General features: G+C 69.6%; 12 protein-coding genes. 10 read left to right on the top strand and 2 right to left on the bottom strand.

What is annotated here, in order from left to right; genetic code table 11:
• Positions 1–106 precede the first annotated feature (106 nt).
• On the top strand, positions 107–1,273 hold the full coding sequence (locus WH85_RS37800; RefSeq protein WP_045746946.1) for a right-handed parallel beta-helix repeat-containing protein: 1,167 nt from the start codon (positions 107–109) through the stop codon (positions 1,271–1,273).
• Positions 1,274–1,391: 118 nt separating this feature from the next.
• Here WH85_RS37800 and WH85_RS37795 read toward each other — a convergent pair whose 3' ends face one another.
• Positions 1,392–2,525, bottom strand: coding sequence for an FAD-dependent oxidoreductase (locus WH85_RS37795; protein ID WP_045746960.1), 1,134 nt, complete (start codon positions 2,523–2,525; stop codon positions 1,392–1,394).
• 63 nt (positions 2,526–2,588) lie between these two features.
• On the opposite strand from WH85_RS37795, the gene WH85_RS37790 reads away from it, so the two are divergent.
• Complete coding sequence (locus WH85_RS37790) at positions 2,589–3,146, top strand: TetR/AcrR family transcriptional regulator (protein WP_045746945.1); 558 nt, start codon at positions 2,589–2,591, stop codon at positions 3,144–3,146.
• Here WH85_RS37790 and WH85_RS53900 read toward each other — a convergent pair.
• Positions 3,133–3,990: a helix-turn-helix transcriptional regulator gene (locus tag WH85_RS53900; RefSeq protein WP_045746944.1), complete on the bottom strand. Its 858-nt coding sequence runs from the start codon at positions 3,988–3,990 to the stop codon at positions 3,133–3,135. The genes WH85_RS37790 and WH85_RS53900 overlap by 14 nt on opposite strands.
• Positions 3,991–4,122: 132 nt before the next feature.
• On the opposite strand from WH85_RS53900, the gene WH85_RS37780 reads away from it, so the two are divergent.
• From WH85_RS37780 to WH85_RS37745, 8 genes are all read left to right on the top strand, one after another.
• The gene (locus WH85_RS37780) at positions 4,123–5,043 is read left to right on the top strand and encodes an oxidoreductase (protein WP_045746943.1); all 921 of its coding nucleotides are present in this window, start codon (positions 4,123–4,125) and stop codon (positions 5,041–5,043) included.
• Positions 5,044–5,222: 179 nt separating this feature from the next.
• Positions 5,223–5,864 (top strand): AAA family ATPase, encoded by a 642-nt coding sequence (locus tag WH85_RS37775; RefSeq protein ID WP_052721090.1) that lies wholly within the window; start codon positions 5,223–5,225, stop codon positions 5,862–5,864.
• The gene (locus WH85_RS37770) at positions 5,861–6,157 is read left to right on the top strand and encodes a hypothetical protein (RefSeq protein WP_045746942.1); all 297 of its coding nucleotides are present in this window, start codon (positions 5,861–5,863) and stop codon (positions 6,155–6,157) included. The genes WH85_RS37775 and WH85_RS37770 overlap by 4 nt, the downstream gene beginning before the upstream one ends.
• Positions 6,158–6,344: 187 nt before the next feature.
• Positions 6,345–8,045: an ABC transporter substrate-binding protein gene (locus tag WH85_RS37765; RefSeq protein WP_045746941.1), complete on the top strand. Its 1,701-nt coding sequence runs from the start codon at positions 6,345–6,347 to the stop codon at positions 8,043–8,045.
• Between the two features lie 3 nt (positions 8,046–8,048).
• Positions 8,049–9,038: an ABC transporter permease gene (locus WH85_RS37760; RefSeq protein WP_045746940.1), complete on the top strand. Its 990-nt coding sequence runs from the start codon at positions 8,049–8,051 to the stop codon at positions 9,036–9,038.
• Complete coding sequence (locus tag WH85_RS37755; protein ID WP_045746939.1) at positions 9,035–9,913, top strand: ABC transporter permease; 879 nt, start codon at positions 9,035–9,037, stop codon at positions 9,911–9,913. The genes WH85_RS37760 and WH85_RS37755 overlap by 4 nt, the downstream gene beginning before the upstream one ends.
• Complete coding sequence (locus WH85_RS37750; RefSeq protein WP_045746938.1) at positions 9,910–10,782, top strand: ABC transporter ATP-binding protein; 873 nt, start codon at positions 9,910–9,912, stop codon at positions 10,780–10,782. Before WH85_RS37755 ends, WH85_RS37750 begins: the two co-directional genes overlap by 4 nt.
• Positions 10,779–11,585, top strand: coding sequence for an ABC transporter ATP-binding protein (locus WH85_RS37745; protein ID WP_045746937.1), 807 nt, complete (start codon positions 10,779–10,781; stop codon positions 11,583–11,585). The genes WH85_RS37750 and WH85_RS37745 overlap by 4 nt, the downstream gene beginning before the upstream one ends.
• The last annotated feature ends 1,133 nt before the right edge of the window (positions 11,586–12,718 follow it).

Genomic DNA, 12,718 nt, shown 5'->3' with positions numbered 1-12,718 from the left:
CGGCACCGGCGCATCCGCCCCTGAGCGGTGCCGATCCGGGGGCGAGGCCTCGTATCAGCACCGCCTTCAATTGACATGAATCGATTTGCAGGCGCATGGTGCCGGGATGCGAATCCTGCTCGTCGCGGCTCTCGCTCTCTTCGCCGCGCCCATCCCCAGTGCTGTTGATTCCGTCGTTCTCCACGTCGCGCCCAACGGCAGCGACAGCAACACCGGCACCCCGGCCGCGCCGCTGGCCACCATCCAAAAGGCGATCAGCCTGGTCGCCGCCGGTGACACCATCGCCGTCCGGGGCGGTACCTACGCCCTGAGCAGCAACATCCAGATCACCAAGAGCGGAACGTCGGCCGCCCCGATCACGCTGACCAACTACGGCTCCGAGCGGGTGATCATCGACGGCGAGGCCCTCGGGTATACCCCCGGCGCCGTCGGCTCGACGATCCCGGCCGCCCAGCGCGGAGCCATCCACATGGAAGCCTCCTACTGGCGGATCACCGGACTGGAGATCGCCAACGGGCCGTACGGCGTGTACTGCGCCAACTGCAACAACAACACCTTCGAACGGCTGGTCACCCGGGACAACTACGAGACCGGCTTCCAGTTGCAGAACACGTCGGCGAACAACCGGATCCTCAACCTCGACAGCTACGGCAACCGGGACCCGCGCAAGAACGGCGAGAGCGCCGACGGCCTCGGCATCAAGGAGGGCAGCGGCACCGGGAACGTGGTCCGCGGCGCCCGGCTGTGGAACAACGTCGACGACGGCTTCGACGCCTGGAGCTTCACCTCACCCATCACGATCCAGGACACCATCGCGTACGGCAACGGCTACAACCGGTGGAGCATCCCCGACTTCTCCGGCGACGGCAACGGCCTCAAACTGGGCGGCAGCAGCGGCACCGGTCCGGCCGCCGCCCACGCGGTCAGCAACAGCATGGCCTTCTCCAACGCGGCGCACGGCTTCACCGACAACGGCAACACCGGCGCGATCACCATCACCCGCAGCACCGCCTGGCAGAACGTCAAGACCGGGTTCGACGTCGACGGCGGCTCGACGACCCGGCTGACCGCGAACCTGGCCGTCGGCAACGCGACCGCGGTCGCCCTCGGCTCGTCCACCGCCTCCGGCAACTCCTGGAACATCGGCGGCACCTGGACCCTGCTCAGCACCGACCCGTCGACGATCAGTGGGCCGCGGACCGCCGCAGGTGCCATCCCGTCGTCGAACTTCCTCGTACCCGCCAACGGGCAGGCTGTCGGCGCCAAGATCTAGCCGGCACCGCGTGGCGGAGGTGCCGCCGCGCATGGCCCACCTGCGCGGCATCCTCCGCAAGCTGGACATCGCCTCCCGCCGCGAGCTGCGCGACCAGCCCGGCCCCGCCGGCCGATGATCAGCGGTTGGCGCGTTCCACCGAGCGGCGGACCAGGGTGCGGATGCCGGGCAGGGTCATGGCGCGGATCGTCAGGTCGTTCATCCGGACGTGGAAGTCGCTGGGTGGGGCGTACTGGACCATGCCCCGGCGGGCCAGCGCCTGCCGTTTGAGCACTTCCGGGCGCAGCGACGCCTCCCAGGCGGCCAGCGCGGACGGCACGTCGTCGTGGGCGAGCAGGGCGGCGCCGAGCTCGTCCGCGCCGGCCATGGCCAGCGCCGCGCCGTGCCCGGCGAACAGCGTGACGCACCAGGCGGCGTCGCCGACCAGCACGGTCCGCCCGGTGCTCCAGCGCGGCATCACCACCTGACTGACCGCGTCGAAGTAGGTGTCCGGCCCGATGTGCCGCAGCGCGTCCGGCACCCCGCCGCCCAGGTCGCCGAACGCCGCGGTGAGTGCCTCGGCGGGACCCTTGCGCAGCTCGGCGGCCGGGTCGGCGCAGCGGTAGGTGAAGAACGCCGACGACCGTCCCGGCCCCAGAGCGACCACCGCGGCGGTACGCCCGGCGCCGATGAACGTGGTGGCCGAGTCGTCCGGAACCCCGGGAACCGGGTGCGGCAGGCCGAACGCCGCGACGACGTAGGGCAGGTCGACGACATGGTCCGGGCCCCGCGTCGACGAGTGGACGCCGTCGGCACCCACCAGGAGGTCGGCGTGCTCACTCGTACCATCGCTGAGGGTGATTCCTGCATCGTCGGACGACGTGACCGTGACACCGAAGCGGATGTCGGCGTGGTCGCGGGCCGCCGTGAAGAGGGCGGATTCCAGGTCGCCGCGGAAGACGGTCAGGGTGCGCGGTCCGAGGGTGGCTTCGGCGAGCGCGGCCGGGACGGTGAACTTGGGGCGCCCGTCGGCGCGGGTGAGGACCGTGGTGAACAGGCCCAGGGCGCGGGGCCGGAGCGCGGGCAGCAGGCCGAGGCGTTCCGCGGCGTCGTAGCCCCGGCCGATCAGGTTGACCATGTAGCCGCTGCTGCGCCGGGCGGGGCTGCGTTCGACGACGGTGACGTCCCAGCCGTCGCGGCCGAGCCGGAGCGCGGTGGCCAGCCCGGCGATCCCGGCGCCGACGACGACGGCTTTCCTCTTCGGTTTGAACATGTGCTCATACTGACCCGGCGCCACGGTTTGAGCAAGCGTTCAAACCGGGAGTAGACTGCGGGCATGCCCCGCGGAGTCGCCATCCCCGAAATCCGGCAGCAACTCTTCGCCGCCGCCGAGCGGGTGATCGCCGCCGACGGTCCGAGCCGCCTCACCGGCCGCGCGGTCACCGCCGAGGCAGGCGTCGCCACCGGCCTGCTGCACACGCATTTCCGCAGCTTCGAGGGGTTCCTGACGGCCTACGCGGTGGACCGGTCCTTCCAGCTCGCCGGTGAACTCGCGGGCCTGCCCGGCCAGGCCGGGTCGGGAACGGTGGGCGGCAATCTGCGTGCCGCCGCGCAGGCTCTCTCCGGGGGTACGCTGCGCGCCCTCACCCGTCTGATGGTGTTCCACCCCGGGCTCACCGCCGAGGTCGAGGCGGTGCTGGGAGCGGGGTCGGCCGGGGTGTCCGCCCTGGAACGCCCGTTCGCCACCTACCTCGCCGCCGAACAGGAACGCGGCCGGATCCCGGCCGGCGCCGACACGGGGACACTCGCGCTGGCCGTGGTCGGCACCGTGCACCACCTGGTCCTCACCGAGCAGTCCCTGACCCGGATGGAACCGCTTTTCAGCGCTGTCTGACCCGGCTCGCGTGCAGGGTGGCCAGCAACTGGAGACGGTCGGCGTCCGCGGAGCCCGGCTCGGCGGTGTAGACCAGCATGACCGGTCCCGGACTGCCCGGCAGCGGATAGGTGTCCCAGGCCAGCTCGACGTCGCCGACCTCGGGCACCCGGAACGTCTTGGTGCCGCTGACCGACTCCCGCACGTCGTGCCGCGCCCACAACCGGCGGAACTCCGGACTGCGGATGCTCAACTCGCCCACCAGCGCGGTCGCCCGCGGATGCGCCGGATCGTCGGCGATCGCCGCCCGCAGCATCCCGATGTAATCCAGGGCCTGCCGTTCCCAGTCCGTGCACCGCCGCTGGTCGGTCGCGTCGTCGTCGAACATCAGCAGCAGCATGTTCAACCGGTCCGGTGGAAGACCGGCCGGATCACCCAGCAGCGCCTCCGCCATGGCGTTCCAGGCCAGCACATCCAGGTGGCGGCCGAGCACCACCGCCGGGGTGTGCAACGCCCGCAGCATCCGCCGGGTGCTCTCCGGCACCCGCTCCGGCTCCCGGCGGACCGGGCCGGGCGCGGGCCGCCGTGCCGCCCGGGCCAGGGTGAACAGGTGCCGGCGCTCCTCGTCGTCCAACTCCAGCGCGCCGGCCAGCGCCTCCAGCACGTCGTCCGACGGCCGGACCTCCCGGCCCTGCTCCATCCGCTGGTAGTAGTCGGTGCTCAGCCCGGCCAGCAACGCCAGCTCCTCCCGTCGCAGACCGGCCACCTTGCGCCGGCCGCCCGGCACCAGACCGACGTCCTGCGGGCGCAGCCGGCCCCGGCGGGCGCGCAGGAAATCACCGAGCTCACGAGCGTGGGGATGCATGCCGCCAGTGTGCCCCGGCCGGCTCGCCGCAGGGTAGGTCCACGGGTCCTAGGGAGACGAGAACGACCGGCCGCCCTCCATGAGCTCCTAGATTCCCTGGTCGACAGCAGATTTTCGTGGAGGGAGCCCACCATGACCGGATGGACCGCAGACCGGATCCCCGACCAGCGCGGCCGGCTGGCCGTCGTGACCGGCGCCAACTCGGGCCTCGGCCGGACCACCGCCACCGAACTCGCCCGGCACGGCGCCCGGGTGATCCTCGCCGTCCGTAACGTCGCCGCCGGTGAACAGGTGGCCCGCGAGATCGGCGGTGACGTGACCGTCCGTGAACTGGACCTGGCGTCACTGGCCTCGGTACGCGCGTTCGCCGCCACCGTCGACGAGCCGATCGACCTGCTCGTCAACAACGCCGGCCTGGTCGTGATCGGCCCCCGGAGCACCACCGCCGACGGTTTCGAACTGCACCTGGGCACCAACATGCTGGGCCACTTCGCGCTGACCGGCCTGCTCCTGCCGCACCTGGCCGCCGGCCGGGCCCCGCGGGTGGTCAGCCTCAGCTCGATCACGCACAAGCCCGCCCACCTCAACTTCGACGACCTGATGAACGAACGGTCGTACTCCTCGTCCCGTGTCTACGGCGAGTCGAAGCTGGCCACCACGATCTTCGGCCTGGAACTGCACCGCCGCCTGACCGCGACCGGCTCCCCGGTCCTGAGCGTGCTCGCCCACCCCGGCATGTCCCGCACCAACCTGACCCCGCGCGCCTGGGAACGCTTCGGCATCGCCGGTCGCGTCTTCTCCTGGCTCGGCCTGCTGGTCACCCAGCCGGTCGCCGAGGGCGCCCTGCCCCAGTTGTACGCGGCAACCGCCCCCGACGTACGCGGCGGCGCCTTCTTCGGCCCGTCCGGCCCGTGGGAGATGCGCGGCCGCGTCGTCCCGGTCCACCCCAGCAAGGAGGCCGCCGACCCGTTGGTGGGCAAGCGCCTGTGGTCGGCCGCCGAGACCCTGACCGCCGTCCGATACCTCTCCGAAAGATCCGTTTCCGCTGGCTAGAGTGGCCGCGTGCACATCAAGGAGATTCGTCTGTCAGCGGGACGACCGAGCCGGGCCGTAAAGCGTGGAGCGACAACCCGGAGGGCTGGCTTTGTGCGGCCTACGGCCCGTTTCGGCGGCTTTCAGGTGGCACGGGCGAAGCTCAGCGCCTGATGGCCGACCGGGGGCCGGCCGGGAGGATGGCCGGCCTGTTTCACGAGGACGTCTCGCTGACCGAAGGCGTCAGCTGGCTGATCGACCAGCATCTGCGCTCTTGGGAGAACCGTCCGGGAGCCGCTCGGCTCAAGCAAGTCGCGCTGGAGGTGCTCGATGACGGCCTGCTTCCCGACGGATACCGGGTCCGTGGCGTCGACTCCGAAGGTCTCTGGGTCGAGCACGGCGACCATCGTTTCCCTCTGCGGGAGATGAGCGACGGATATCGTACGGTCGCCGCGCTGGTCGTGGACCTGCTGAAACAGGTGCACGAGGCGTTCGGGGCGCTGGACACGCACGTGGTCGGCGGGGTGACCACGGTGCACGCCCCCGGTGTCGTGATCATCGACGAGGTGGACGCGCACCTGCACGTGTCCTGGCAGAAACGCATCGGCTTCAGCGGCATCTTCTCAGCGATGGCTCCGCAGGACACCCCCTACTCGGACCGGGCCGTCGCCCTTCACCGCGAACTGGTCGACCTGGAGACCTCCGTACTCACCGGCCGGGCCGACGAGCAGGCTGTGGACCGCTACGAACAGTTGCGGGACCTGCTCACCAGCTCCCCGGCGGCCCGCGTCGACGAACTCGCGGCCCGGCTCGCGCGGGACCCGGGGCGACCGCGGCCGTGATCCCGATCTCGCGCGAGCCGCTGCCCGCCGAGGTCGGCAGCCGCATGCCGGCCCTGACCGGTCGCATCGAGGACATGGTTCCGGTGCGGCGGGCCGAGGCGGCCCGGAAGTTGTGGCGATCGAGCGCCGAACGGCTCGCCGTGGTCGACCCGATCCGCACGGTGCTCCAGGCGATGCTCCGGCAGGCCGGGCAGCCGGGTGCCGCGATCGTGTTCGCGGAGATGGCCGACATCGTGCCCGTGCTGTGTGACCGGCGGGTTCGTGGGGCGCTGCTGCGACCCTCGGACGGCTAGGTAGGGGTGGAGTGCTCATCCCGTACGAGAGGAAGAGCGCAAGAGGAAGTCAAAGATCTTAATAAATCGGTTGCGTGGTGGGCGGCCATGTGAAACCTGCTCTTGACATCCCAAACTTAAGCGACTTAATAATGTCCCCGTCGATGTGATCGCGCTCCCAAAAACCCGATCGCGAGGGACCACGCTGATGTCTGATCTTTTGCCCCGCCGTGGACGGCGTGCCGGGGTGGCCCTGGCGGCGGTTGCCGCGATGGCCCTCACCCTGACCGCCTGTTCCGCAGACGATGGCGGCGACAAGAAGAACGCTGCCGACAGCCAGATAACGATCTTCAACGGTTCGACCGGGACGATCGTGGAGAACTGGAATCCGTTCAGTCCCACGTTCCTGCAGCCCACGAACGGTCTGATCTACGAGCCGTTGTATTACTACAACTTCGCGGCGCCGGCTGAGCCCGCGCCGATGCTCGCCACCGCGCACTCGTGGAGCCCGGACGGCAAGCAGCTCACCATCACCACCCGCGAGGGGGTGACGTGGTCGGACGGCACGGCGTTCTCGGCGAAGGACGTGGCCTTCACGTTCGACCTGATCCGGAAGACGCCGTCGATCAACGCGTCCGGTCTGAAGATCACGTCGTCGGAGGCGACCGACGACAAGACCGCGGTGATCACGTTCCCCGAGACGTCGTATGCGAACGAGGCCGCCATCGTCGCGAACACGCCGATCATCGCCGAGCACATCTGGGGCAAGGTCGACGACCCGGCGAAGACGATCAACCAGAACCCGGTCGGGACCGGGCCCTACAAGTTGAAGACGTTCTCCGCGCAGAGCTACGTGATGGAGAAGAACGCCTCCTACTGGCAGCCGGACAAGCCGCAGATCCAAAACGTCCGCTACATCGCGCTGGCCACCGCGGACGCCGCGAGCGCCGCGCTGATCGCCGGCCAGGTCGACTGGATGAGCGCCTTCCTGCCCGGCCTGGAGCAGCTGCTCGCCGGGCAGAAGAACCTGACGTACGTGAACACGCCCGCCCTCACCACGTCGATCTTCACCTGTGCGAACAAGGATCTCGGCTGCTCCGGTCCGCAGACCGACGTCGCCGTCCGGCAGGCGATCTACCACGCGCTCAACCGGGACCAGCTGAACAAGCTGGCCGGTGGCGGGTTCGCCGGCACCGCGTCGCCGACCATGCTGCCGCCCGAGCGGGACGCCAAGTGGATCGGTGACCAGGCGAACGCCACCATTCCCGGCGCGGCCGACGTCGCCAAGGCCAACCAGCTGCTGGACACGGCCGGGTGGGCCAAGGGTGCCGACGGCATCCGGGCCAAGGGCGGCGAGCGGCTGTCGCTGACCATCCAGACGGTGACCGGCTGGAGCGACTACATCTCGCTCAACGACGCGATGACCCAGCAGCTCAAGGAGGTCGGCATCGAGCTGAAGCCGAGCCAGCTGTCCTGGAACGAGTGGAACAACAACCAGGTGCAGGGCAAGTACCAGCTGTCGCTGGACTCGATCGGCCTGGGCGCGTCGACCAACCCGTACGCGACGTACAGCCTGAAGTACGTCACCAAGGCCACCGCGAAGGTCGGCGAGGCGGCCGGCACCAGCGGCAACTACTCCCGGTACAGCAACCCGGTGGTGGACAAGGCGGTCGAGGCGGCGGCCGGGACCAACGACGAGGCCGCGCAGAAGGCCCAGTACACGATCATCCAGCAGGAGATCGTGCGTGACCTGCCGTACATCCCGATCTACGTGAACTCGATGCTCACCGAGTTCAGCACCGCCAACGCGACCGGCTGGCCGACCAACGAGAACAAGTACGCCCTGCCCGCCTCCTGGAAACAGTGGGACAACGGCGTCATCCTGTCGAATCTGACGCCGGCGAAGTAAGTCATGTTCCTGCTCCGGAAGGCCGGGTTCTACCTGGTCGCCCTCTGGGCCGCGCTGACCGTCAACTTCTTCATCCCGCGGCTCATGCCCGGCGACCCGGTCGAGATCATGATCTCGAAGCTCGGCCAGAAGGGGCCGGTCTCGCCGGAGACCCGGGCGTCCATCGAGGCGCTGCTGGGTGTCGGCACCAGCAAGTCGTGGTGGGCGCAGTACACCGAGTATCTGTCCAGTCTCGCCCACGGCGACCTGGGGATGTCGGTCACGTACTTCCCGGCCTCGGTCAGCTCGATCATCGGGCAGACACTGCCCTGGACGATCGGGCTGATCGGGCTCGCCACGATCGTCTCGTTCCTGGCCGGCGTGGGTCTGGGCACCCTCGCCGGCTGGAAACGGGGCTCCTGGCTGGACAGCCTGATCCCGGTCACCACGATGTTCCAGTCGGTGCCGTACTTCTGGCTGGCCCTGATCCTGCTCTTCCTGCTCGGCAGCGTGTGGCCGTTCTTCCCGCTCAACGGCGGGTACGACGTCTACAACGTGACGCCGGGCTGGAACGGGCCGTTCCTCGGCTCGGTGCTGTACTACGGCACCCTGCCCGCGTTGACGATCATCCTGTCGTCGGTCGGCGGCTGGATGCTCGGCATGCGCAACATGATGGTGTCCACCCTGTCCGAGGACTACATGGTCACCGCCGAGGCCAAGGGCCTGCGACCGGGCCGGATCATGCGGCGGTACGCGGCCCGCAACGCCGTCCTGCCGTCGGTGTCCGGTTTCGCGATCTCGCTCGGTTTCGTGGTGGCCGGGTCGATCGTCACCGAGGCGGTGTTCTCCTACCCCGGCATCGGGTCGGCGCTGCTGCAGGCGGTCGGCGGCGCCGACTACGCCCTCATGCAGGGCATCTTCCTGATCATCACACTGTCGGTGCTGGGCGCGAACCTGCTGGTCGACCTCCTGTACGGCTTCATCGACCCGCGCATCCGGGAGGAGAAGGCATGACCGGCAAACTGGTCGCCGGCCTCGTCGTCGGCATTCCGATCCTGCTCTTCGGGCTGCTCGGGCCGTTCGTCGTGCAGGACCCGTCGCTGGTGAGCGACATCGGGCTGGGCGGGCCCACCGGCGAGCACCTGCTCGGCACCACGCAGACCGGGCAGGACGTGCTCGCGCAACTCGCGTACGCGACCCGCGGCTCGCTGACCGTCGGTGCGATCGTCGGCGCCCTGACCCTGTTCCTGTCCGCGTTCTTCGGGGTCGTCGGCGCGTACGCCGGAGGCTGGGTCGACGAGGTGTTCTCGCTGTTCACCAACGTCATGCTGGTGCTGCCCGGCCTGCCCCTGGTCATCGTGATCTCCAGTTACGTGCCGGACAAGAGCATCCTGCTGGTCTCGGTGGTCCTGGCCATCACCAGCTGGGCCGGGTCGGCCCGGGTGCTGCGCGGATCCACGCTCAGTCTGCGGAACCGGGACTACGTGCTGGCGTGCCGGGTCGCCGGCGAGAAGAATTGGCGGATCCTGGCCGTGGAGATCCTGCCGAACCTGGTCCCGCTGCTCGCCGCGCAGGTGATCTTCGCGGTCATCTTCGCGATCCTCGGCGAGGCCGGACTGTCCTATCTCGGTCTCGGCGCCAGCGGCTCGTTCACCTGGGGCACCATGCTCTACTTCGCGCAGAACGGCCTGGCCCTGCGCCTCGGCGCGTGGTGGTGGTTCGTGCCGCCCGGCCTGATGCTCGCCGCGTTCGGCGCCGCCCTGTCCCTGATCAACTTCTCGATCGACGAGATCGTCAACCCGAAGCTGCGCGACCAGACCCGCTCCGCCCGCAAAGGCTGGCGGATGTCACGGGACCAGCTGGCCAAGGCCAAGGAGGCGACGGTATGAACGCGGTGCTGACCGTCGAGGACTTCAGCGTCGACTACCTGGTCGACCCGGTGGTCCATGCGGTGCGCAACGTGTCGTTCCAGCTGGAGCGGGGCGAGGTGCTCGGTCTGGCCGGCGAGAGCGGATGCGGGAAGACCACCCTCGCGTACGGGCTGGTGCGGCTCCTGAAACCGCCGGCGGCGATCACCTCCGGACATGCGGTGTTTCACGCCGCGGACGGGGACGTCGACTGGAACCAGCTGCACGCCGAGGAACTCCGGGCGAACCGCTGGGACCGGATCTCGATGGTGTTCCAGGGCGCGATGAACTCGCTCAACCCGGTGATCTCCATTCTCGACCAGATGGAGGACATCTTCACCACGCACCGGCCTTCCCTCTCTCGCCGGGCACGCCGGCAGAAGTGCGGGGAACTGCTGGAACGCGTCGGGGTGCCGGCGGCGCGACTGCACTCGTACCCGCATCAGCTCTCCGGCGGCATGCGGCAACGCGTCATGATCGCGATGGCGATGGCCCTGGAACCCCAGATCATGATCATGGACGAGCCGACGACCGCGCTCGACGTCGTCGTCCAGCGAGAGATCCTCCGGGAGATCAGCCGGCTGCGCGACGAACTCGGATTCGCCGTCATCTTCATCACCCACGACCTGCCGCTGTTACTGGAGATCAGTGACCGGATCGCGGTGATGCGCTCCGGCGAGATCGTCGAGCTGGACAACGCGTACACGCTGTACACCAACCCGTCGCACGACTACACCCGGCAGCTGCTCGCGTCGTTCCCCAGCCTCACCGGGGACCGCGGATCGTTCGTGCGGGGTGCCATGGACGATCGGCTTCTGGCCTTGGACGCCATCGAAGGGAGCACGGCGTGACGACTCTGGAAGTGCGAGGGTTACGCAAGGACTATCTCTTGCGCCATGGTTTCCGTACGCAGAAAGTCCGCGCCGTCGACGACGTGAACATCACCCTCGACCACGGCCGGACGGTCGCACTGGTCGGACAGTCCGGCAGTGGCAAGTCCACCATCGCCAAACTGCTCCTCCAGCTGGAACGCCCCACGGCGGGGCAGATCCTGCTCGACGGGGAACCGGTACCCCGCCGCGGGCCGGGGCTGGCCCGCTATCGGCGTACCGTGCAGATGGTCTTTCAGGACCCGTTCGCCTCGCTGAACCCCTACCACACGGTCGAACACCACCTGGCCCGGCCGATCCGGCTGCACCACCCGCAGATGTCGGACAAGGAAGTGCGCGACCGGGTGTTGCAGCTGCTGGAGCGGGTACGCCTGATCCCGGCCGACGTGGTGGCACGGCGCCGCCCGCACGAACTCTCCGGCGGGCAACGGCAGCGGGTGGCCATCGCGCGGGCGCTCGCCCCCGAACCGGGCGTGCTGATCGCCGACGAACCGGTGTCGATGCTGGACGTGTCGATCCGCCTCGGCGTGCTCAACCTGCTCGCCACCCTGCAACGCGAGGAAGACCTCGGCGTCCTCTACATCACGCACGACCTGGCGACGGCCCGGCACTTCTCCGACGAGATCCTGGTGATGTACCAGGGTCGCATCGTCGAGCGCGGCCCGGCCGACGAGGTGATCCTGAATCCGCAGAACCCTTACACGAAGACGTTGGCGGAGGCGGCCCCCAACCCCGAGCGCCGCCTGAACGAGCTGCGCCGCTGACCCTGCGCCGCCGACGCCGCCCTGTCGGGTCGGGTCTTGGCGCGTGCACCCGTAAGACTTGGCGTGCGCACCCGTGAAGCGTTGGCGTGCGCACCCGTGAAGCGTTGGCGTGCGTACCCGTGAAGCGTTGGCGCGCGCACCCGTAAGACTTGGCGCGCGCGCACCCGATCACGGGTTTGGGTGTCGTCGCCGTCTTTCCGGGGTTGGTGGCTGCACCCAACCGCATGATCGGGCGCGCCTGCCGCGTGATCGGGCGCCCCTACCGCCGGATTGGGGGCGCCTACTGCCGCAGTGGTGGGGCGCAGCAGGGCGGTAAGTGCACCCGGCTGTTTTGATCGGGTGCACCCGCCGCAGCGGTGGGGCGGTGGGGCGGTAGGGCGGTAGGTGCTCCCGGCTTTTTGATCGGGTGCACCCGCCGCGGGATTGAGGCGTGGGCGGGCGGCGAGCGCACCCGATCGCGTGATCGGCAGGCGCCTTTTGGGGCATTAGTGCGTATTGCATTTTATAGGTGCATTTCGGGGGCGGCGAGCGCACCCACGTGTCTTCGTACCTGCACCCGATCAAGGGTTTGGGGGCGGTCGCCGTCCCTTTCGGGGTGGTGGTTGTGCCCGATCGCTTGATCGGGTGCGGCCACCACTGGGTCGTGAGGTGGGTAGCGGTGAGGGCACCCGATCAAGCGGTCGGGTGCGCCTGCCGCCTGCCGAGGCGCGGACGGACTGGCTGACGGGCTGACGGGCGGACGGAGGGGCGGACGGGCGGACGGGCGGAGGGGCGGAAAGCGAACTCGATCGCGTGATCTGCCGCCCGCCCCTCGGCACTCGCGGGTTTGGGGCGTGGCGGGTGCGGTGACCGCACCCGATCACGTGATTGAATCCGTCCGCCGTCCGCCGTCCGCCGTCCGCCGTCCGCCGTCCGCCGTCCGCCGTCCGCCGTCCGCCGTCCGCCGTCCGCCGTCCGCCGTCGGACGCTCGACGCCCGTGGGTTTGGGCCGTGGCGGGGGCAGTAGCCGCACCCGATCACGCGATTGGGCGCGACTGTCGCCGGGCCGGGCCGACGGCGGGGCTGGGCCGTGGCGGGCGGGGCGGGGCTGGGCCGAGGCGGGAGGAGCTGAGCTGACGTGGGCGGGGCTGGGC

The sequence above is a fragment of the Actinoplanes rectilineatus genome, assembly GCF_000962825.1.
Lineage (GTDB): Bacteria > Actinomycetota > Actinomycetes > Mycobacteriales > Micromonosporaceae > Actinoplanes > Actinoplanes rectilineatus.
This window is presented reverse-complemented; position numbering and strand designations above follow the sequence as displayed.